The organism is Streptomyces sp. NBC_00885 (genome assembly GCF_045207475.1).
Taxonomy (GTDB): domain Bacteria; phylum Actinomycetota; class Actinomycetes; order Streptomycetales; family Streptomycetaceae; genus Streptomyces.
Genome location: NZ_CP108796.1, coordinates 6758762 through 6780015, shown reverse-complemented (window position 1 = coordinate 6780015; position 21254 = coordinate 6758762). Strand labels below are relative to the sequence as shown.

Here is a 21254-nt window from a genome sequence, read left to right as displayed (position 1 = left end):
CTACCGAGTTGAGGTGTTCGACAAGAGTCTGAAGCGGATAGGCGAGATCGATGAATGGATCTCACTGGACTTCACGGTACGGCTGGCTCAGGAGGGCATCTGGCAACTCCTGATCAAGGACGACACGCCCCAGGCCGCCCTGATTGAGAAGGGAGGGGGCATTGCCATTTGGCAGGACGGCGTTTCTAAGCCCCTGCTCTCCGGTCAGGTGGACACGTACCAAAAGTACTGGACCAAGGTCCAGCACACGGGGCCCGGCTCGCTCTACATCGCGGGCAAGTGTCACAACAGTCTTGCCTACCGTCGTCTTGCCTTTCCCGACCCAAGCAAGCCTGTCGGTCAGCAGTATCAGGCAGCCTTGCCCGCCCGGCAGTGGCCGGACGGCGGCTCTATGGGCAACATGATCTATACCGAGTTGAACCGGGCCCTTGGCCCTGGTGCTCTTACTGACCGGCGGATTGCGGGGCTGAACCTCACTGCGTCCACGCTCGGTATCGCTATGGCAGATTCGATGAGGTTCGACATCATCGGCGCCAAGCTCGAAGAGTGGTACAAGAACCGCGGTGTTGCCTACCGGTTCATCTACAACGCCGATACACAGAAGCTCGACCTTGAGATTTTCGAGCCGCGGGACCTCTCCAAGAGGGTTCGCTTCAGTCCGGAACTCGGCAACTTGCGTGAGTACATCTGGACCCTCAACGCCCCCAAGGTCACACGAGCCATTGTTGGTTGCGCTGGGGAAAAACTGGATCGCTATTACCACCAAAAGGTTGACACTGCGGCCGAGGCCGAATGGGGAATACAGGTCGAGCAGTTCATAGACCGGCGGGACATCGCGCTGAAGGTAGACAAGACAACCGGCCTTCCCATGAAGGCAGACCCCACCATGACCACCGCCGACTTCAACGCAGCCAAGAAGGCGGTTGAAGAAGCTGCAACGACCGCCCTCGAAGAGGGCGTCATGTCCGGCAACTTCCAGATCTACCCCATCGACACTACCGACTGCCAGTTCGGAAGGGATTACTTCGTTGGCGACAAGGTGACTGTGGCCGTGGACGGCACCGAGTATTCAGACGTCGTGCGAGAGGTCGCTATCAGCGTGGATGACGGCGGCAATGCCCAGGACGTGAATCCGAAGATCGGCCAGCAGGGTTCCGGTGAGCCTCTGAACCTGTACCGGACCGTCTACGAAATGCAGAAGAAGCTTCGCCGACTCGAATCAAGGATGTGACGCCGTGGCAGAGATCAGTTACCCGTTCAACGCGGACAGCCCCGATGGCGGAACCTCCGTTGTGTCTCAGACGCAGTGGCAAGCCATGGCCGCTCTATGGGGCGGAGACCGCGTGGACTTCCAACTCACGGGCAACAGCTACAGCGCTACAGCCCTGCCCTTCAACGCTCGTATTGTCAACGGCCGAAGCGTGGAGATAGACCCTGGCAAGGCTTGGGTGGGCGGCTTCTACTACAGCCTCACAGCCACCAAGGCTGTGACCATTGCTTCCAACGCAACCGCCCTCGCCCGCAAGGACATCATCGTCATTCAAGCGGACATGGCAAAGTCGGCTGTGAATCTAGCGGTGGTGCAGGGTACGCCCGCCGCAACTCCTATTGCGCCCACTCCCCGGCGCCAAACTGGCGGCATCTGGGAAATGGTGCTGTACGAGGTGGATGCCGCAGCGAACAACGCGTCAGTCTCGTTCTCTCTCCGGGCTCCGTTCAACCCTGCCCCGCGGGCTAGCTTCCCCTGGAACGCTGCCTCCTCTGCCCGGTTCTTGCCCATGGGCTCTCTGTCACTCGACCTGGACAGCGACGGAGGCGAGCGGCAGCAGGAGGGCTTTCGAGGACGAGAGGGCTACGTCGTTGCTCGCGATCTCGGCAAGGCGCAGACCTACAAGCCCAGTCTTTACTTTGACGCGAATTTGCCTGCATCTGGAATCAGCTACTCGGGCCGTTGGCGCTGGATCGCGCCAAACACTGTTTGGTTCTCAGCGTTGATCACCAACAACCTTGCCGTCAACATGAGTTCGGACAACGCAGTTGCTTACGCTGTGGCGCTTCCTGTCCCTGCCATCGGCAAGACGGGACAAGCAATCACCGGGTGCCTCACCAACCCGTCCCGGGGTGGTGGCTATCCCACGTTCACAAGCCTCCTCGGCCGTGTAGCTCCATCTGCTACTCGTGCGTCCTTCGCGGTCTACATCCCCAGCCCGAGCAACCCCGGTCAGGGGCTCGACAACTTCCGGACCTTCCCAGCAAAGGCCGCGATCAATTTCTCAGGCGTGTATGAGGCGAACGCCTTCAACGAATAAGGGGGGCCCTCATGGCACGCAATCTATTTGGTGGTTCGGCTGCCGATGTCGCTGAGGACTCTGCGGGCGCCCGCGTACCCGGCGCTAGTGGAACCGTGTGGGATGGCCCTACTGGGGGTGCCAGCCAAGTAACCGATCTGACCGACACTACGGGCGTGCCAATCAGTCAGCTCGTGGCAGACGGCAACGGCATGGTCCCAGCCTTCTACGGCCCTGATGGTGCGGAGCGTCTGTGGCTCGACCTCGGGGGCGGCAGGGTTTCGCTTGAGGCCGTGGATGTGGGCGAGCGACTATCCGCCCACGTGACTGCTGATGACCCCCACGGCTCACGAGCTGCTGTCATGGCGGAGCTGGACACCCTTCGGGGCAGTGCTGGCGGCTTGGCCACGCTTGACCCCACGGGAAGGGTGCCAGCGTCGCAAATCCCTGTTCTCACACCACCTGACCTTCTCGACTGGCTCAACGTCCAGTCGCCGGAGTTCGGGGCCCGGGGAGACGGAGCCGCGAACGACACTGCGGCCATTCAGGCCGCTATCAACGCCGCCGGCATCGGTGGTGTCGTCTACTTCCCCAAGGGCGTGTACCGCACGTCGGCGCCGCTCGACCTCCCCCGCGGGGTCACCCTCATGGGGTCTCACTCCAACCTCATGGTCGGCCCTGGCATGGCAGACGAGGACTTTCCTTGCTACATCCAGGCCCTTCCGTCCTTCACCACTGGTGCCGTGATCCAGGTCATCGGCGAAGCTGACGGCACTCACCCCGCGATCAATGGGGAACAGCGCATCTTCAATCTGATGCTCGACGGATCCAAGGTCCCCACCGGCACCCTTGACGGCATCTACGCCAAGGGCAACGTTCAGAACGTCGTGATGCGCGATGTATGCATCCGGAAGATGCCGAACAACGGCATCATCACTGGCTCGAATGCCGCCAATGAATGGCCGTACTCCTGGCGTCTGCACTCGGTGATGGTCGACAATTGCCACGCCAACGGCATTGTGATGGAGAGGAACACTGACCTCTCCCTAATTGATTGTCAGGTCATTGGCTGCTGGGCAGTCGGGTTCAAGCTGGTCAACGCTGCCAACACGATCGTCATGGGGTGCCGAGCCGAGTGGACCGGATCTCACGGATTCCACATCACGGGGAACTGGGGCAACTGGCCTGGCTCTGGGCCCATGCTCATGACTGGTTGCTCGACCGACCGATGCGGCCATGACGGAGTACGTGTGGACGCGACCGGTAACGGTGGCTTTCTTATCAACTCTCTGATGGTGCGACGGGACGGCCGCAACGGTGGACCAGGCGGAGGCAAATACGCGGGGCTGACCCTGCTCAACAGGGCGCCAGTGGTCGTTACGGGGCTCTCCTGCTACGTAGGCACCGACGACGGCGGTACGGCCAACACGAGTCCTCAGTACGGTCTCAGGATCGCTGACGCACGAGACGTGAATGTCACCGCGGCCTACCTCCACGGAGCCACGGCAGGTGTGTTCCAGGAAGGCACGAACGAGCGCATCAGGCTGACCGGCCTCACCACGGTCGCCGGCACCAACTATTCCGAGGACCGCGTACAGGTCTAACCCCACCAACACAGGGCGGCTCCGGACTGTTGTCCGTGGCCGCCTTTGTGTTGCCCCCAGGAGGCCCGATGACCCTTTCTCAGCTCTTCCCAATGGCGGGAACCCTGGCGTCAGTTGTGGCGGCTGCTGTGGTTGTCCTCGCCGCTTACAAGACCAGCGCGGCGAAGGTGTGGCGCGAAGAGGCCGAAGCCCAGAAGGAAAGGGCTGACCGTCTCGCGGGCGATCTTACCGAGATTAAGAACCGCCTCTCTCGAATTGAAGCCGAGAACGCCCGCCTGATTCAGATCCTCACCTCTCTCGACCCTGCCCGCCTTGCCGTTGTCCGGCTGGCGGATACCCCTACGGAGGACTAATGCCAACCAACTGGATTACTGGCGCTGAGCGCCTTGGAGACGGCTCCATTGGCGGAGTCATGGACAAGCCGGATGCCCCGGCACGTGTTGTCTGGCACACCACCGAGTCCGGCGATGGTGACGCCTCTTTCAAGAGCGTTGCCGATTACCTGATCAAGATTGGTGCCGAGCCTCACTTTCTCTATGACCCAACGACTGACCGGATCGGCCAGTTCGGTCCCCTCAACGAGAGCGCGCGAGCACTCAAGAACGACGGCACCACACGGACTAACCGTGTGGGCAAGGCGTGCATTCAGATTGAGGTACTGGCTCGGGCCGGCAAGCCGTTCACTGGCTACTGGAAGCCGGGCCCGAACTTCCGAAAGCTCATGGCAGCTATCCGTTCGTGGGGCGTCCCGGACAAGTTCGTTATGGCTCTGGCTACCGAGTACGGAGACGCTAGCAAGCGCGATCGGGCCAAGTGGCTGACTGTCGGCGGTCACTACGGTCACTGCAATGTTCCAGGGAATGACCACTGGGACCCGGGTGCAATCTCCCCCGCGGCCATCTTCAAGGCGGCTCCGGTCGGCTCTAAGCCGACCACGCCGAGCAAGCCGAAGCCCTCGATTCCGCCTTTCCCTGGTGCGGCTTACTTCCGCACTGGCGCGAAGAACGCGTATGTCACTCAGCTTGGCAAGCGGCTCATCAAGAAGGGCTACGGCCGCTTCTACCAGGTTGGGGCAGGCCCGACTTGGACGGCCGTGGACCGTGCGGCGGTCAGGGCTTTCCAGCTGGCTCAGGGCTGGTCCGGATCGGATGCTGACGGCTACCCCGGGCCTGAGACCTGGAAGCGACTGTTCAGCTAGGAGGTTGCATGAATTCTGACGTGTTGTGGGGGGCGCTTCTGGCGTCCCTCACGGCCGTTGAGGCATGGGCCCTCCTCCGGCACAAGGAGGGCTACACCCTCTCTGAGCGCATCCGGGAATGGTTCTCGACTGACACACGTACCGGGAAGGTCGTGTTCACGGTCGCCCTCACGGCCCTCTATCTGTGGTTCCTTCCACACATCATCGGCGGCTGACCGCCTCTATGCACAGGGAGTGATGCGGTATCAACGTTATTCTTTCGAGACATGCAGTCAGGCTCCTCGCGGTATCGGCGGCTCTCGTTCCGCTACTCAAGGTGATTTGGCCTAGCCTCCCGTGGGAAGCCCTGGTGGCGTCCACGGTCGGCCTCCTCGGTGCCGGCGAAGTGGCCCAGCGGTACGAGGACATCAAGACCCTGCGAGCCCTTTATGAGGACTCCCCCTTTGCCGCTGAGCTTCGCGGCGAGTCGGGTGAGTAGCCCGACACACTAACTCGAGTCGGCGGTAGCCCGTCAGAGCAGGTCCGGACGGCACAAGTTCATCTCACAAACCGCTGGCACTCCACCCGGGAGTGGCCTCAGCCGCACGGAGAGGCATTCTTCACCGTTAGGGGCCGCTTGACCTGCCCGCTCGCGTACTTGGTCAACACATACTCGTTCGACTCATAGCTCGGAGGATCCGCCCAGTCGATGCTCCCATCAGCAGGGGCATGCTCCAGCTTGCCCGAAGTGCGGAGCCACCCTTTGCCGTCCCTGTCGTAGAACTTCACGCCGAGGCCGATCAAACTTGAATCGCTTGGGACCGGGCCGCGCCCGTTAGGTCCGACAGATCGGAGCTGCTCCTTGCTGATCACCACCTCGGTGCAGGGGGGCAGCGCTGGCAAACTTATGCTGAAATCGACGAAAAAAAGACTTTCGACGGCCAGCACACTTTCGACATAGAAGGCCATGAAAACATCAGAGACGGGCTCCAATGAGCGGTTCTTGAGATGAAGGCGCTCCGATCCATCCCCTGATTCGTCAGTCCAGAAAGTGACGCGAGATGCCTGCTCGCGCGTTGCCCGCGCAGCATTCTCCTCAGCCTGGCCTAGCTGGTTAGCTGAGACGCGCGCCTGGTAGTAGGTCGTGACACCGGTGAACAGCAGAGTCAAGACTACCGCGATAAGGCCGACTGCTGTGCCGATGGTCTTCCACGGAATGCGACGACGCCACGGCCTCTCGTGTGACCATTTCTGGACCCGTTTCTGAGCTGCTCTGGTCGCTGCGGCAATTCCCGCCCGTCGGCTCTTACTGCTTCCCATCCGCCGTTCCTCCTTCGGATCGGCTCTGGGGGTCCCCACACCCAATGGGTACCTCGCACTGCTGGTGATCGCATCCGGTAGTCCCGTACTGGCCAAGCTGCCCATAGGACGGCTTGGCCACTCTGCGGGGCTCCACCATTCATCGGCCAGTCATGACGGCCCCGCGCAGCTGTGCCGCCAAAGAGTCCGGACGGTTCGCCGTAGCTCAACCCTCAGCCGTCGGCGCGGTGGAGGGCCCTAGGGTAGAGAGAAACACGAAAAAGGCCCCCTCCCGAAACGGGAGGGGGCCTTTTTCGTTCTACTGCAAGTCGAGACTGAGCCTCATGAGGACTTGGGGCGCTTAAGCGTGAGCGGCTGCATACGCCTCGCGGACGGACTGCGGAACACGGCCACGAGTGCTGACCTCGTGCCCATTGGCCGCTGCCCACTTGCGCATCTCGTCAGCAGTCGGGCCGTCCTGGGCAGCCTTCCCAGCCCCCCGGCCCTTCGCTCCGCCAGCAGCTCGACCACCCGGCCGACGACCAGCCGTCACGAACTTCGCCAGAACCTCACGCAGTTCGGCCGCGTGGGTGTCGTTGAGGTCGATCTCATACGTCTTGCCGTCCAGCCCGAACGTCAAGGTCTCGTGGGCCTCGCTTTGGTCGATGTCGTCAACAAGGAGGACCTGAACCTTCTGAGCCATCTTCTGTGCCTTCCACTTTGAGTCTGTTTCGGTCTGACGGGTTGGGCTGTTTTCCGTCGTACCCCTACACGGAAACCGAGCCCTCTATCTCTTCAGCGCCTTGGAGCGCTCATCCGTTACGGGAGGTTGTCATACTCATCTCTCCCTCTCAAGCTCGTTTCACTCCCTCCACTTCCCTTCTGACCACTTCCGAGTGAGGGGAACGTAACGGCCCTGTACCGCACGGGAAGTTACGCGGCGAGCGTTGGGCATGTAGGCGGGTGACACAGTCCTTCGTCCCCTTGTCCCAGTGGCGCTCATGACTCGGGCTCGTCTTGAGCCCGCACGTCCTCAATGGGCGTGAACCTATCCGGCCTGAGGTATCCGACGATTTTCCGGGTCTCGACGTGATAGACGGGCTGCCCGTACTCGGTCACGTCCTGCCCCTGCTCCTGGTGCCCGTTGTGCTCCTGGTCCTCAGTCCCGACCGCCTGCGGCTCCTTACCCACGGGGGCAGGCAACCACCAGATCTGAGACTGAAGGGTGCAGGTATGCAGCACGTCTCCAGAGTCAGCGTCGCAGATCTCGTACTTGCCCTCACCGGTGTAGGTCACCTCAGCCAGGACGACGGGCTCACGGGGCTCGGTTGAACGCTTCCCGCCCTTTCCCCCGAAGTAGATCCGTGCATTTAGGTTGGCCGCCCGGATGCCGGGGACCATCCGCAGCTCGGTGTTCGACCATTCGTCTGCCTTCGGCTCCCTGGCCAGGTCGACCGTGCCCGAGTCCGGGAACAGGGTGGTCCAGGTGGACCGTGAGGGGTCCACGCCAGCGGCCCCGACACACACCCGAACTCCCTTCGCCCTCTTGCCGTTCCGCGTAGCGGTGACCTCCTTCGGCGGACTCAGCAGGGTTCCCGTACGCGTCACGGAGTGGCCGCGCGTGTCCACGCCGATAGCGGTCACGTAGTCGCCCACTTTCAGCCCTGCAAGGGTGTCCTTGAGGTCTGTGGTCATGTCTTCTTCCTCCTTCTCGACTCAGCCCGAGACAGGCTGAGGGGTCTTCTTCGCGGGTGCTGCCCTCTTGGCTGCGGTCCTCTTGGCAGCCTTGGGACGTGCCGGCGGGGAAGCCGCGGTGGCCTTCTTCGCAGGAGCCGCGGCCTTCTTGGCCACACTCGGTGCGGCCTTCCTCGCTTGCGCCTTGCGGGCAGGCGGACGACGTTTGACCGGGACCTTCACGGGCTCAGGCTCAGGTTCGGCCACCGGTTCCGGCAGGACTGGCACTAACCGGAAGATCACCGGGTTCGCACCCGGACGGTTTTGCCGCTGCTCAACAACCTGAACGTCTGCCATGTCCTCAACCGTGTTGAGGATCTGAGCAGCCGAATACCGAGAGGAGAGCGCTCGGTAGAGCTGCGTGCTCGTCATCTCCCCGCCGTACATTTCGAGCTTCTGTCGGATCTTGGCGTCAAGGGGCTGGATCGTCCGGGACTTGGTGACGTTGCTCTGTGAGATGAGCTGTTTCACCGAGGCTATGGAGTAGTCCACGAACGCCTTTGCAGCGTCCAGCGCCTTGACCGTGATCGCGGTCTTTCGCTCGGACGCGGTGAGGACACAGGCAACGCGCATGACCTGTTCCCCGGAACGCTCGATGTAGCAAGATACGTCCTCGGGCAGCTCTTCAAGAGCGTCCTCGTACTCTGCGCTGATGTCGTCAAACCGGTCCGCTGCCACGTCGCTCAACTCCATCTGTCGGGGCTCCTTCTGCACCCACTCATAGGCCAAGCGAAGCGAGCCACTGACCCTGATCTCATCGAGCGGGCTGCCCTTGAAGTCCCGTCGACGGAGACGCTTGGAGCGCTCGACCATGACCGGGAGAATCCGGTTGTACGAGCCTCCCTGTGCCTCAGTCGCGCTGATGAACTTAGCCCAGAGCGCGGGCTGAATGTGAACATGGAAGCCAAGCGAAGGCTCGTTCACGGTGATCTCTACGCGCTTACCGTCCTTCTTGGTGACGTTGGAGACACGCTTTCCGTCCCAGGACGTACGGAGTACGCCGCTGTACTTCGGGCAACGCTTCGTGAGTTGAAGCGTGGTCGGCCATTCCTCGTCAATGACGAGCGTCCGGCCGTCCAACCCACCCTCAGAGGTAAGGGAGTCCTGTTCCGTCTCGTAAAGGGTCTGCACGAGCGACGGGCCCGAGGAAATACCGCCCTGCCGGCGGAGGGCAAGCCATTCTCCGATAGCGTCGTTGAGAATGGTCTCAGCCGTTGCCAGGGCGAAACCCTTACGACCGACCATCGAGCGTCCGGCAAGGGCCGTCCAGACCACTACCGGGCGCCCGTCCGGCTGTGTGAGCTTCCCGTTGACGGCAGCGGAGTACAGCGCAAGTACAGCCGCGTGCACGCCGATGGGGTCGGCCTCAGTGTGGGGCATAGCGGCCTTCACGGCCGCGCCGATGGGCCCGTATGCCATCGGCTCATATCTCGCTTTCTCGTCCATCCCATCCTTCCCTGTTCTGTTGTGTTGGCACGTCCACACTGAGCGTGTGAGCGTCCATGGATTGGGCTGGACGTACCCCTGTCCCAGCCCTCACCAAAGAGGCTCAGCCCTGCTCGTCGTCCTCGTCGGGACCGAGTACGGCGTTGAGAATGTCGTCCGACGCCTTGCGCGCGGACATGGCACTCTCGCGGAACATCTGCGCCGAGTGCTTGTATCCGAAGTTCGTCACGAATGACTCGTCCTGCTGGGCCTTCACTTCCGGATCCGCCTGCCCGGCCTCGTAAGCCGCCTGAGCTTCCTTGGCGGCCTCTTCCATCCGTTCCACATAGACCTGAAGCGCGGTCCGGAGGATGGTTTCGTGTTCGCTCAGCACCGCGTGATAGCGGGCGGCCTCTTCCTGCATTCCGGCGTCCATCTGAATCACGTCACTCAGCCCCTTCCGACTCACGCTCGACACTCCACCGAGCGAGGTCATTTCCTTGAATGGTCCATGTGGGGACGGCGTTCCAGTCCTTTCCCCACCCGCCCCTTTCGCCCTTGCCCCATACGTCCGGGTACAGCCACCCGAGGGGAACGAGTCCATCCCGCTTCACGTCGTCCAAGTTGATTACGCGTGCCTGCCACGCGTAGACCGCGCGAATGGTCCCGGAGTTTCCCGACGTGAACGTGTTCGGTTCACCTTCCAGCAGGGCCCGTATTCCATGCGTACACACGACGTCCCCCGCTCTGAGTTCCGACGTGTCGAGAAACAGCGTTTCCGTGCTCACTCGCTTTCCCTTTCTCTGTTCGGCCACGAATGCGCGGGCGGCCTCGCCCACCAGAGCGCGAGCGGCCAGAAGCGGGCAGGCATACGCGTTGGCCGTCTCGCCCAGCTCGCCGCAGAGGTCCCGGAAGGCGTCCATGCGCGCACACAAATCCGCGGTGCCGGCGGCAGCCCTCGCGCGCTCCTTGGCCTCCTGTACGTCCAGGGCCCAAGCCTTGACGCCACTCACGCGGCCTCACCGTGCCCGAGCTGCTGAGCGTCGGTCACGTACACGGGCCAGAGCCCGTAAGACAGCGGCACAGGCCCGACACCATGCCGCCACCGGACCCAGTAGACCCAGCGTCGGAAAGGCCAAAGTCCCCGCTTCTCAACACTGATGACCTTGCCCACGTTGCCGGGCTCGCGGAAGTGCGAGACCCGATCACCAACCATGAACTCAGGCTTTCTCATCTCTCTCCCTTTCCGGCTTACGCCAACTTTTCCGGGACCCACTTGAGCCCGTTCCGGCATGCCAATCGGTAAGCGAACTCCACCCAGAACGGGGGCGCTTGGAGCGCCCCGAGCATGCACCGAGCCGCAGAGTGCAGCGTTCCGGCTTCCGGGGTGTACGGCATGATTGCCAGTCTCGGCGCCTCCCAAGTGCCGTACTCATCAAGCGTCAACGGGTCCTTAACCCGCAGCTCTACGCCCTCCTTTCCAGGCGTCCAAAGGATGTCCACGCGTACGGCACCGATGGAATCCAGGCCAACCGCAATGTGCGAGTGAGTCATTACCGTCCTTTCCGCTAGGCGATGAGCAAAGGGCATGGAGGCGTACCCCTACCCGCCATGCCCCAAGCTCACCGACTACTAGGAGGAGGCGGTGTGGCGCTCCAGCCATTCCTTGGTAAGGGCGTTGCGCTTACGCCAAGCCGTCAGAGCGGCCCCACGCTCCGCCGTCGGAAGGCAGTCCTTGTGACGCGGGCTCGGCCTCCAGTTGCCGTCCTTGTCCTTGCGTCCCCGAATGTGGCTGTAAAACTTCTCGATGACCACACACTTTGAGCCCCCCAGCTCACACCGCCAGTGCGACCGGGTGTCACTTCCGTTGTACGGACCTACGAGCGTCCATCCGTTGTAGTGGCCGACCGCCACGGCCTTTCCAGCTGCGTCCCTATTCCGCTTGTTGTCCCCCTGCTTGAGCACGGGGGAAATTGCAGGAGTCTGCTCGGTCATTGCGTATTCCTTTCGCTCGATTAGATGTCGTCTGCGTGGCGGCGTGCGTGAACGAGGTCAACGCCCCCGTCCGGGCAGGCCGGACAGGGAACGGTGTTCTCCTGCCTCCACTGCTTCACGGTGACTAGGACCAAGCCATCACACGCACCGCATGTCATTTGCACCATGGGCTTTCCCTTCGCTAGAGACGAAGCAAAGGGCACGGCGGAGTACCCCTAATCCGTCCGTGCCCCAAACTGCGCCGCTATCGAGCGGAGTTGCGTCCTCTGCATTGACGGCAGTACTTACACGGGTCCACGATCAACGCACTGTGACGCTGGACCATCATGAGTGACCAGCCGTCGGCCAGTTCGGAGGAATCGCCCCCCTGCATGGCAACGGTGGCCAGGTGCCACAGGCGGTAACCCTCCGGGTCAACCTCCTGCCATTCCGCGAAAGCGGCATCCCGCTTACGGGTGTTTTCCTCCCGCGCGCCCAGTGTGTATTCCACAGGCACCGGGCGCGAATCCGAGCCGTTCGGATAGGTGTTGTAGAACGCCCCCGGCTCACTGGCGTACAAGTAGAACCGGAGATTCATTGGGATCGTCTGAGACGAACGGCGCATCACTTGCCGCCCTTCTTGCTCTTGAGGTATTCGACGGCCTCACGCTCGATGAGCCGCAGCAGCTCATTCGTGAGCGTGGCGTCTTCCTGTCCGTGGTCCTCCCGCATGTAGACCGCGTACATGCCCTGTGCGTGCTCTTGTGCCCGCTTCCACTGTCCCCGCGCATCGATGCATGACCTCTTGTTCAGGTCGAGCGAGTACCGCGCGAAGTGCCCCCGCCAGTAATGCAGTTCGGCCAGTGGACCGACCACGCGGTTAAGCGCAATCCACATGTTCCGTTCCGTGATCGTGGCCGCCTTCATCACAGCCTCACGAATGGACGGGAGGTCGAGCGGAGGAGTGATGCGCCCCCCGATGATCGGGTCATTGGGGATGACCCCGTACCGGGCTCGGTAGTCCTCCAATCGGAACGACTCCCAGTTGTTCAAGACGTGCGCGTGTTCCCCACAAAGGACCGTGCGCAGTCGCTCACCCTTGTAAAGGATGGTGCGGACGATCACCCCCGGATACGGGCAATGCCCGCCTTCCTTGTTGCGGTATATCTCGCACAGGAACTCAGCCTTAACAGCCGTCTGCGCGTCCTCACGAGTTGGCGCCCAACCGACCCATACCGTTGTGCGCTTCTCGGTGTCGTACTCGTACGCGAACCACTGCTCAGGGTTCGGCGCACTGTCCACCTTGACGACGTAACCGCCGTACTCCTCCGTCCCCTCCTTACCCAGGTAGAAAACGCCGTCGTAACCACCCTGCTGCCATTCGGGCATGGGTTCCCCCTTCCTAGACAACTTCCATGGACAGCACGCGGTTTGCGTGAATGTCCTCGTGCAACCGCATGTCCGTGCGTGCAGAAATCCGTCTGCCGATGCCAACCACTCGTCCCGTGAGAATCACGTCCCCGTCAAGGAACGCGATGGAAAGGGACTGGAGTTCATACAGCCCCCTGTGTGCTGCCCGGATCGTTTCGAGTGTGAGCATCGCTCGTCCTGCCATTCGTGAACCTTCCCCTAAGCCTCTGAGTGTGTCTCTAGAGGCCCGATACCGGGGACGGAGTGGCAATGGCCCTGCGTAAGCGGCTGCACTTCTCTGCCCCCGATATTGGGTCGCTAGCTGTGGCTCACGCGCCCCTCAGTTCCTGGATTCCTTCGCCCTTGCATCCCGCACACTCGCACTCGTGCACGTTGTGCAATTCGTGCGGGTAGAAAACGGCCTCACGCGACCACGGAGCGGTGTCCGTCGCCCACGCATACCGAACCTTGACCATTTCCGATTGCGCCTCGGTCACGTAAGCCTCAAACACGAATGGCGAACGCGTGGGGGCAAGAGAACCGCGGCCTGTAGGTGCGTGGTAGTACGGCCGGACGTTCACCCGACGACCCACAAGGGATTCCGGAGACTCCCCCTTGTGCGTGATCGGCTCACCGATCGGCCGAGTCTCGGCCTGTCCCCAGGCATGGCGCTTGACGTACGTCTGCATTGCTTGTCTCCCGTCCTCCGCTCCTGTGAGCGGACATGCGAAAGGCACGGAGACGTACCCCTAGACCTCCGTGCCCAACTGACATGCTGGTGCGGTTACGCGTTGCCGGCGCACGCACTACCTCTGTAAACGAAGTGCGCCTGTCCGATTCAGCGCGAACGCTGCGTGTACTTCCATGTGTTCATGCACAACGGGCTAGCGCCGTTGTAAGGGCCGCACTCCTCGCAGTGCTCACCCTTGTTGACCACGCAGCCACAAGGAGTTGTCCAGTTCCCGAGTAGGGCCGACTGTGGGCCACGGTCACTGTTGGCCAGCGGAATACGCCCCACGCTGGCAGTTGCCCCCTCGGTCATGACGTACCAACCCACGCCGTAGGGCGTGGACTTCTGCACGGTCCACCAGCCCTCATGCGTCGGGTGCGGCTCAGCCGGACCCTCCACGACCTCTACGGGCTCCAGGTGAAAGCCCGTGATGATGTCCCCCCGCTTGAGGTACTGCGGGAGGACCGACGTACCCAAGTAGCGCTGAGCCTTGCGGCCCGCTTCAATCCACGCAGTCATGCATGTTCCCATCACTCAACTACCGCGCCCTAGCGGCGCAGTAGACAGAGGAAGGCACGGGAGAGTACCCCTAATCCACCGTGCCTTCGTGACTGCCCACTACGTCAGTGCAAAGACATGCAGTTGTGCCCTACCGGGCCCATACGGACCCCCAGACGCTTCAATTGCGTGTCCAACACTTCCCCGCTCTCCAGCAGTGCGGGAATTAGTTCGTCTATCTCGTACACGCCCCAGAGGGCACACCCAACCTTGTCGGCAGTCTCGGGAAACCAACCGACAAGCGCGTCTGTCATGTGGTCCTCACACGCCACCAAATCGGCGGGCTCATACCAAAAAAAGCGCGTGTACTCAGGCATGGTCAGACCTCCCGAGACTTGAGCCACGGGCTAGTGGGGGAGATCTCCATAACCTCACCGCACCGATACAGAGAATTGGTACGGGAGGTGACTCGGACCAGGACCACACGGCCCGTCCCGCGCCGCTCAGTGCCCTTGACAACACCCAGCACGATTCCGCCCCGGACGCTCTTGTAACTCACCTTCTGACGCTCCCAGAAGGTATGCATGGCCCATTCCTCCCGGAATTCGTCCATGCCCGCGAACCCTTCCCAATCGCGAGTGAGGCCGCTGCAAACAACCTTCAGATGCTCGTGCATGCCTACGGCAATCTCACGCCACGGCTTACCCTTGTAGTCCCCCGGAATGCTCACGCGCTTGTGCTCAGTGAACTTCGCATTCGGGTTCTCGTGCTTGTCGCAGATGTCAACGATTACGTGATCCGCCTCGTACATCCACTTGACGTTGTACTGCCTGTGTCCGGACAGGATGAGCTGATACGACACGCCCGATCCGTCCGCGTACATGCCCGGAATAACCTTCATTTAGGTTCCTCCCCTTGCTCCATTACGTCTCTCGTAATGGGTGAGAGGGTGCACGGAGAAGTACCCCTAATCCGCCGTGCACCCGACTCCCCTACGAAAGGGCTAGGCCAGGGTTATGACCAGCGCTAACACTGTCAGCGCCACCAGAAAGAGCGCCACGAACGGCTTCCACATACGTTTTCACCGCCTCACGGAATCGGAATTACACGGACGTTCTGACCGTTCACCAGGGCATAGCCCGTGCGGTAAACGTCAGATACCTGCCGCACGGAGACCCGATGCACCGAAAGGCAGTGCGTGAAGGTCTTTACCGCATCGATCATGTTTCCCCATGCCCGGACCTCGAAAGAATCCGTGCCCCGCTCATCCGTTACCCGGATAAGGAAGCGGTCATGGTTCACGTACTCCCGATGGAATGAGAACTTTTCGGGAACGGCGCCCCTTTCGCGCACTCTGGGTGGCGCCTCTATGGCTACTGGCATTGATTCCCCTTAGGGATCGCAGTACGGCCCGTTACGGGCCCTTGCAAGTGTCGAGACTGCATAACCGACACTCCCCTAGGCTCACTCGCTCTCAGACGCTTAAAGCGCACTCTGACGGGCCAGTGAGTATCAGTCACTGTGCCCGTTCATCCGTGCGCCGGATACGTCGTGTTGAACGTGCGAACCGTAGGCAATCTCAGTTGTGCATACGCGCTTCACTCCCGCTTTGTGAGTCGCACTGTTTCCGCTTGTGTTGGTTGGTTTCCGTAGGTACCGCACAACGGCTTTCACAGCTTGGCTCGCGCCACGTTCGCTAGGCATGTAGGTCTATTCATCCCGGAAGACCAATCCCGGTTATGGGTCTGGGCTTGGCAGGCCCGCCCTATGGGTGCTCACTCGGAGAGTGAGAGGACACCGAGCCTGGTTTCAGCCGCTTTCTAAGCCGCCCCCATCACTGCGCTTTCGCTAGCCCTTGCCACGGCAGGCAAGACCCCGTCAGACGCTCTCAGAAGGCTTGTGGTTTCCGGTGAGTGCCTGACACGCACCTACGGTGCGCCGGTTGGCTCACGAGACCTACAGGCCCGTTCAGAGAGCGCGTTACATACTCGCGCTCAAGAGGTGACTAGTCCGCAGACTGTCTCTCAGACTCGCTATCCAGTTATCAAGGAACGTTGTTCCGGCATCACCCGTTGCATTCGCATCCGGAGCACTGCCGCTCATGTCACTTGCATTCACTCGCCCTCGGGCACCGATTCAGCGTCTGTGCGTGATCCCCGTTTCCGCCTGCCCTTAGGGCTGGTACTCCGGGGCCGCTCTGCTGTGGTGCGACCGGTTGAACTGATCCGTTTGTTTCACGTTTATCCCAGCAACGCAAGTCGCTGTCCCAGCATGGCAAGTGGCTTGGCATGAGTGCGCGTAAAGACATAAGGAGGGGTCAAGCGCTTACGAGCCCAAGAGTCGTGGGACATAACTGGACACAATACCCGCATCCCAGCAACGCAAGTCTTTGCCTGGGCTTTATCTTTATAAGCCGCATAAGAGACATACTCGGCGCATTCCTCGACTCCCCCTTGACCGCGCAAAGGGGCTGCATAACCGCTTCCGGCGGTCTGCAATTCGGGCACCGAGGGACATAGCGACTCACCAAGCAGTCGCGTACCTACTTACCTGACGCAACGTCACCTGATGCTCAATTGGCGCTCGCATTTATGCACCGATTACGTGATGCATCATTATCATTCACAAGCGCACAAGTAATTATTGTTACCGCACCCCATGTGATGCATGAATACGGGGGTAATATAACGAAAATGCTGTCACGAGGACCGCAGGGGCGCCTTCCTTCAATCGTGTACGGGTTTGACATCTTTCACAAGGGCACAAGCCCTAGTCGCCCTCGACCCGTTTCACGGCCCTCCAGTGGCCGGCAGACCTCACCGCGGACACTCCAAGCCCCTTCAAGAGGGTCGAACCGGACGCCTATTGATGCATCACTTGGGTGAGGTAACAACATTATTGTCGGCTGGCTCACACTTCCGACCCGCTGTGTCCTGATGTGGCTCAGAGGACGCGTACGTTATTTGTGACGGGGTTGGTTATGCCCCCCGTCGAAAGTCACTTGACACAGCAGAAGGCACCCCCACGGAGGGGTGCCCTCGCTGACTCGGCCTTCTCGGCTCTAGTGTCCTGGGTCAGAGGTTCTTCGCTGGTTCGACTCGACTGCCGGGGAGATGGCATCAAGCGTCAGCGCAATAGGGCGACCGGTGAGCCTGTGCTAGTCGATATGACTCTGCGCGACGCTGCCGGTAACCCGGTCAACCCGCCCGTCATTTAGTACATGGTGGGGCCGGCACACCTTGCGGCATGCCGCCCCCTGGACCACCACGTCACTTGATTGCCTTATCCAACAGGTACATTGGCTTGCGCGGCCAGGGTGCACTTTGCCCCCTGAGATCTAGCCCTCTTATCCAACCATTCTCGTCGCGCAGTCGCGTAATTGATTCCTCTAGCTGATCACAGGTCAGTGTGCCCCAAGGGTCGGGCAGAAATACTGAGTAGCGGCCAATTACGACGACCACGCTACATAGATCTTCTGGGCTCTCAACCACCATGATTTTTCTGGTGTTGTCATCAGAGTTCGGATCGTCGCCAATGAGCTTTGGGAAGGTTTGCTCATCAAAGTTTTGGAACTGTTCTCTGATTGGTGCCAGTGCCGGACGGAGGATGTAACGCCATCCCAGAGCGGCAAATGCTGCGAAGTAGGCTGACCGAAAGTACGACACGTTAGCGCGAGACGGCGAGAATCGATCTCTAAGAGCGAACGAAATGGAGGGGCCTTCTCCCCGCTCCGATGCCGTGTCGAGCTTGTCTTTGAGGGCATCAATTGCTGCTGGATTGTTCTGCTTGGGAACGCCTTGCAGCAACCAGCTATTCCCAACCCGCGATACCTCCCCCCTCACGGAGGTGCCCCCAACCGTAAATGTGGCGCCCATAGGTCCTGTCTCATACGACCCCATGAGTAGGTCTTGCGTCGCAGCACGCTTTTTCGCTTGGGAATCGAAATTAGCCCCTGACTTACTGTTGCAGGGCTCGCAAGTCAGGAGCATTTCCTTTCCGCCCAGGCTCTCGGGCGGAACATGTTCAAGAGTGAGCGCGTTTGCTGCAATCGCGCCGAATGGGAGGGCGATTAGGCAACTAGGGCACGCGTAATAATCATTTTCGCTTGGAAGCTTGTCCGCAAGTTCAATTTGCTCAAGCGCCCGGCGGAACAGTGGTGCTCCCTCACGGAACCAGAGTTCTTTGAGTTCTCGCTTATTCATGCTTGCAGTACGCCTCTGCTGGGAGTCGGCCGCGTGTTGTGTTTCGTTGGTGCGGCAATTCGCTAAGACCGCAGGGTTCCCTCACGGCGGATGGATGCGCTCTACAAGACAACCTCGTGACTGCGCAGACCGCACGCGGAACATGCCGAACGGGTGACTGACCGCTCGTACCTCCTTCGGTCGGAGGTACGAGCGGTCAACGAAGAACGTCTGACTCAGGGCATTAGATCGTGTACTCCAGCTCTGTGAGAGCGGCCTCGCGGATGGGAGAGGCCGCCTTTTCCAGGTCTACCCCTTCCAAATACCGAATCAGAGCCTTCCGGGTCTCCGTTAACTGCTCCGCTAGCTCTTTTCCAATGGATTTGTGCTGGCAGGATGACGCTCCGGAATTCGTCGTGCTTGATTGCACCGGCTGTGAGTTGTTCCGCGAGCCAAAGGTGTGTTCGCTCTGTCCCAGGTCGCATTCCGGGAATGGGAGTTGTGGACCCAGCCGCGGGGAGCAGATGATTGGTTTTGGCGGTCAGGTCACAGGGTTGCCGTCCATCCGCCGCGCGAGAGAGTGAGCGCGCCGTCCGGGTCGATCCGAACCCGCGCCCCGTACACAGGCAATCCGCCCTCGCGGTTGAGGCGGTGCCGGATGCTCTCCAACTCCTCCCATAGCCGCCGAGGGCCTCCCTGGTGCACAGTCGGCGAATCCAGGAAGCCGGTCGCCGTGGCGCGGGCCCACGAGCCGTCAGGGTGCAGCATCCACACTGTGCGCGTGTCCCCATCGGTGGCGGTGCGGTGGTCGATGCCCGGCGCCGTGAGTTCGAGCATCGACATGATGTCCCACGCGTCCGGCACGTACAGCAGTGGATACCGGCTCGTCGTCACCTCCTCACCGTCTGCCCGCTTTACCTTCTCCCACAGCTCATCCGTGCGACGTGGCGCGTAGTCCCCGCCGTGGCGGGTGCGCATGAAGCCCGCCCGGTTCTGTGAGGTCTGGCCGATCGCGCCGCCGTCCTCGGTCTTGTCGGCTGTGACGATCAGCCCCGTCCCCGCGAGCGTGGTCACCAGGCGCCCGCCGGGACGCAGAGCGGCCAGCCACGACGCCGGCATGGGCCGCACAGACACCGTCGACACGATCCGGTCGAACTCCCCAGGCAGGGGGCCGGTGATGTCACAGACGGCCGTCTGCGGGTGAAGTCCGATGGACTCCATCCGTTCACCCCCGGCCTCTACAAGGTGCTGGTCCACATCGACGCTCGTCACCTGCCTGTCCCCGAGCCGCCGGCAAGCAAGCGCGGTTCCGTACGCGGAACCGGTCGTCACCAACAAGTCCGAGCCGTCCGAGATCATCGCGTGCCGGTACATGTCCACGACCAGAACTGGCAGCGTTGAGGACGACGTGGGGTGCCCCTCGGTCACGGTGCCCGGCTCGGCGTGGTCGGCGTGCAGCGGCCCGACCCGTGTCACCAACGTGTCGTTGGCGTAGGCCGCTTGCATCCACGCCTCCGGGTCGTCCGCGCCGATCCGCAGATGCCACCGGCCGCCCTTGTTCTCCCACCAGCGGGGCACGAACACGTGCCTTGGGGTGGTGGCCAGCGGCTCGCACCAACGGGATTCGGGCCTGACGGTATCCGCCGCCAAACGTCGCGCGTGCGTCTCCCAATCCATGGGCGGCTCCTCCTAGTTGTACTTGGGATTACAAGCCGGGGTGCGGGACGGGTCGCAGTCGTTCGAGTCCGCCGGAGTACACGCCCCCGTCGCGCCCGGTGAGGGCATGCACGAGTCCTCATCGGGCGTGCATCCGGCCCCCCGGCGCGGGGGGATCGCTGCCGCGATCTCTGCCCACCGCTGAGACGTGAACACGCCCGCGAGGCCCTGAGTCTTCACGTTACCGGCAGGGAGGAACCGCCCCAGTACGCACGGGGTGACCTGCCCGTCCGGCATGATCGCGGCCCGGCCGCGGGCGCAGTTCCCGCACAGCTCCGACGTGGACGGAATCATGACCTTCGCGGCGTTGCCGACGCCGCGAACTCGGTCGGTGTTGATGTCGGTCACGCCGAGCGCTTCGAGGTCGGCGCGCGCTTGGTCGACCCGCTGACCATCGTGCACGTCCACGATGCCCACCTGCACGTGGATGCTCCGGCGTAGGGCCTCGATGATGTTCGCGCGGGTCGCGGCGTGGGAGCCCTTCCGGTCGGTCACGCGGTCGTGGTCGGCGGCCTCGTCGCTGTAGTACGAGGTGGCGAGGCTCACGCGCGGGAGCTCGAATAGGGCCCAGTGTTCGAGCTGGACCCGGTAGAGGTTGCTGTAGACCTGGACGGAGAGCCCGGCGTCTAGGGCGTGCCGGACGAGGTCGGCGAACTCGGGGTGCATGGTGGGTTCTCCACCGATGAACTGCACCTTCTCTACGCCGATGGCTGCTCCCTCGTCGATGACCCGCCGCCAGTCGGCGCCGGTCATGCTGCCGTGCCCCTTGGTGGGCCCGGCCTTGGCGTAGCAGTGCGACGAGCATGTGAGCTGACACCGTTGGGTGATCTCCAGCTCAAGGAAGGTGACGCCGCTAGGCGCGGTCTTGGTCGGTGTTTCCAGTAAGGCGGTCATGAAGTGCTGTCCTCCTGGTTGTTAGTGCCCCACCCCGGCGCACTCGACCGGTCCAAGGGTGTGAGATCCACCGGGGTGGGAGTCTGGAGAGCAGCCCCCTACCGGGAGAGGTGGGGGAACCTCTGGATGGGTGCCGTCCAGTAGGGGGCTGCCGTCTAAGGGGTGCTCAGCATCCGTAACGCTGAGCGTTGTGCTGCTCGACCATGCGGGCTAGTTCGTAGATGCAGTCCACACAAGCGAACATGGGAGCCGTGCCGCCCGGCGCGTGAGCCGGGCCTATCCAGAGGACTTGGATTCCGGAGCGTCGGCAGTACAGCCAACACA

General features: G+C 61.8%; 19 protein-coding genes. 7 read left to right on the top strand and 12 right to left on the bottom strand.

Going from position 1 to position 21254, the window contains the following annotated elements; genetic code table 11:
• Positions 1–13: 13 nt before the first annotated feature.
• The 7 genes from OHA61_RS30735 (at position 14) to OHA61_RS30705 (ending at position 5568) form a co-directional block, all read left to right on the top strand.
• On the top strand, positions 14–1231 hold the full coding sequence (locus OHA61_RS30735; protein ID WP_406305772.1) for a siphovirus ReqiPepy6 Gp37-like family protein: 1218 nt from the start codon (positions 14–16) through the stop codon (positions 1229–1231).
• A gap of 4 nt (positions 1232–1235) precedes the next feature.
• Positions 1236–2309, top strand: a complete 1074-nt coding sequence (locus OHA61_RS30730; protein WP_406305771.1) for a hypothetical protein — start codon at positions 1236–1238, stop codon at positions 2307–2309.
• A 155-nt stretch (positions 2310–2464) separates the two neighbouring features.
• Positions 2465–3892, top strand: a complete 1428-nt coding sequence (locus OHA61_RS30725) for a glycosyl hydrolase family 28-related protein (protein ID WP_406305770.1) — start codon at positions 2465–2467, stop codon at positions 3890–3892.
• Positions 3893–3960: 68 nt separating this feature from the next.
• Entirely contained in the window at positions 3961–4245 is a 285-nt protein-coding gene (locus tag OHA61_RS30720) for a hypothetical protein (RefSeq protein ID WP_406305769.1), read from the top strand.
• The gene (locus OHA61_RS30715) at positions 4245–5090 is read left to right on the top strand and encodes a peptidoglycan-binding protein (RefSeq protein WP_406305768.1); all 846 of its coding nucleotides are present in this window, start codon (positions 4245–4247) and stop codon (positions 5088–5090) included. Before OHA61_RS30720 ends, OHA61_RS30715 begins: the two co-directional genes overlap by 1 nt.
• 8 nt (positions 5091–5098) lie before the next feature.
• The gene (locus OHA61_RS30710) at positions 5099–5305 is read left to right on the top strand and encodes a hypothetical protein (RefSeq protein ID WP_406305767.1); all 207 of its coding nucleotides are present in this window, start codon (positions 5099–5101) and stop codon (positions 5303–5305) included.
• A gap of 134 nt (positions 5306–5439) precedes the next feature.
• Positions 5440–5568 (top strand): hypothetical protein, encoded by a 129-nt coding sequence (locus tag OHA61_RS30705; protein WP_406305766.1) that lies wholly within the window; start codon positions 5440–5442, stop codon positions 5566–5568.
• Between the two features lie 98 nt (positions 5569–5666).
• On the opposite strand, the gene OHA61_RS30700 is transcribed toward OHA61_RS30705, so the two are convergent.
• The 12 genes from OHA61_RS30700 to OHA61_RS30645 all read right to left on the bottom strand — a co-directional run bounded on the left by OHA61_RS30700 (position 5667) and on the right by OHA61_RS30645 (position 20930).
• Positions 5667–6239, bottom strand: coding sequence for a hypothetical protein (locus OHA61_RS30700; RefSeq protein WP_406305765.1), 573 nt, complete (start codon positions 6237–6239; stop codon positions 5667–5669).
• A gap of 490 nt (positions 6240–6729) precedes the next feature.
• Positions 6730–7071: an Lsr2 family protein gene (locus OHA61_RS30695; RefSeq protein WP_406305764.1), complete on the bottom strand. Its 342-nt coding sequence runs from the start codon at positions 7069–7071 to the stop codon at positions 6730–6732.
• 296 nt (positions 7072–7367) lie between these two features.
• A complete protein-coding gene (locus OHA61_RS30690; protein WP_406305763.1) occupies positions 7368–8063 on the bottom strand; it encodes a hypothetical protein in 696 nt (231 codons plus the stop codon).
• Between the two features lie 21 nt (positions 8064–8084).
• Positions 8085–9548, bottom strand: coding sequence for a DUF3987 domain-containing protein (locus OHA61_RS30685; protein WP_406305762.1), 1464 nt, complete (start codon positions 9546–9548; stop codon positions 8085–8087).
• Positions 9549–9651: 103 nt separating this feature from the next.
• On the bottom strand, positions 9652–9963 hold the full coding sequence (locus tag OHA61_RS30680; RefSeq protein WP_406305761.1) for a hypothetical protein: 312 nt from the start codon (positions 9961–9963) through the stop codon (positions 9652–9654).
• Between the two features lie 10 nt (positions 9964–9973).
• Positions 9974–10540 (bottom strand): hypothetical protein, encoded by a 567-nt coding sequence (locus OHA61_RS30675; RefSeq protein WP_406305760.1) that lies wholly within the window; start codon positions 10538–10540, stop codon positions 9974–9976.
• A gap of 1585 nt (positions 10541–12125) precedes the next feature.
• Positions 12126–12890, bottom strand: a complete 765-nt coding sequence (locus OHA61_RS30670; protein ID WP_406305759.1) for a hypothetical protein — start codon at positions 12888–12890, stop codon at positions 12126–12128.
• A gap of 859 nt (positions 12891–13749) precedes the next feature.
• A complete protein-coding gene (locus OHA61_RS30665; protein ID WP_406305758.1) occupies positions 13750–14160 on the bottom strand; it encodes a hypothetical protein in 411 nt (136 codons plus the stop codon).
• A 358-nt stretch (positions 14161–14518) separates the two neighbouring features.
• Complete coding sequence (locus tag OHA61_RS30660; RefSeq protein WP_406305756.1) at positions 14519–15040, bottom strand: hypothetical protein; 522 nt, start codon at positions 15038–15040, stop codon at positions 14519–14521.
• Between the two features lie 2368 nt (positions 15041–17408).
• Positions 17409–18341: an HNH endonuclease gene (locus tag OHA61_RS30655; protein WP_406305755.1), complete on the bottom strand. Its 933-nt coding sequence runs from the start codon at positions 18339–18341 to the stop codon at positions 17409–17411.
• A 525-nt stretch (positions 18342–18866) separates the two neighbouring features.
• Positions 18867–19997 (bottom strand): protein-L-isoaspartate(D-aspartate) O-methyltransferase, encoded by a 1131-nt coding sequence (locus OHA61_RS30650; RefSeq protein WP_406305754.1) that lies wholly within the window; start codon positions 19995–19997, stop codon positions 18867–18869.
• Positions 19998–20009: 12 nt separating this feature from the next.
• On the bottom strand, positions 20010–20930 hold the full coding sequence (locus tag OHA61_RS30645) for a radical SAM protein (protein ID WP_406305753.1): 921 nt from the start codon (positions 20928–20930) through the stop codon (positions 20010–20012).
• Positions 20931–21254: the final 324 nt, after the last annotated feature.

Excerpts from the sequence above, each read along its gene's own strand:
- OHA61_RS30720 (WP_406305769.1), top strand. The coding sequence starts at position 3,961 with ATGACCCTTTCTCAGCTCTTCCCAATGGCGGGAACCCTGGCGTCAGTT.
- OHA61_RS30715 (WP_406305768.1), top strand. The coding sequence starts at position 4,245 with ATGCCAACCAACTGGATTACTGGCGCTGAGCGCCTTGGAGACGGCTCC.
- OHA61_RS30710 (WP_406305767.1), top strand. The coding sequence starts at position 5,099 with ATGAATTCTGACGTGTTGTGGGGGGCGCTTCTGGCGTCCCTCACGGCC.
- OHA61_RS30695 (WP_406305764.1), bottom strand. The coding sequence starts at position 7,071 with ATGGCTCAGAAGGTTCAGGTCCTCCTTGTTGACGACATCGACCAAAGC.
- OHA61_RS30690 (WP_406305763.1), bottom strand. The coding sequence starts at position 8,063 with ATGACCACAGACCTCAAGGACACCCTTGCAGGGCTGAAAGTGGGCGAC.
- OHA61_RS30685 (WP_406305762.1), bottom strand. The coding sequence starts at position 9,548 with ATGGACGAGAAAGCGAGATATGAGCCGATGGCATACGGGCCCATCGGC.
- OHA61_RS30680 (WP_406305761.1), bottom strand. The coding sequence starts at position 9,963 with ATGGACGCCGGAATGCAGGAAGAGGCCGCCCGCTATCACGCGGTGCTG.
- OHA61_RS30670 (WP_406305759.1), bottom strand. The coding sequence starts at position 12,890 with ATGCCCGAATGGCAGCAGGGTGGTTACGACGGCGTTTTCTACCTGGGT.
- OHA61_RS30665 (WP_406305758.1), bottom strand. The coding sequence starts at position 14,160 with ATGACTGCGTGGATTGAAGCGGGCCGCAAGGCTCAGCGCTACTTGGGT.
- OHA61_RS30660 (WP_406305756.1), bottom strand. The coding sequence starts at position 15,040 with ATGAAGGTTATTCCGGGCATGTACGCGGACGGATCGGGCGTGTCGTAT.
- OHA61_RS30655 (WP_406305755.1), bottom strand. The coding sequence starts at position 18,341 with ATGAATAAGCGAGAACTCAAAGAACTCTGGTTCCGTGAGGGAGCACCA.
- OHA61_RS30650 (WP_406305754.1), bottom strand. The coding sequence starts at position 19,997 with ATGGATTGGGAGACGCACGCGCGACGTTTGGCGGCGGATACCGTCAGG.
- OHA61_RS30645 (WP_406305753.1), bottom strand. The coding sequence starts at position 20,930 with ATGACCGCCTTACTGGAAACACCGACCAAGACCGCGCCTAGCGGCGTC.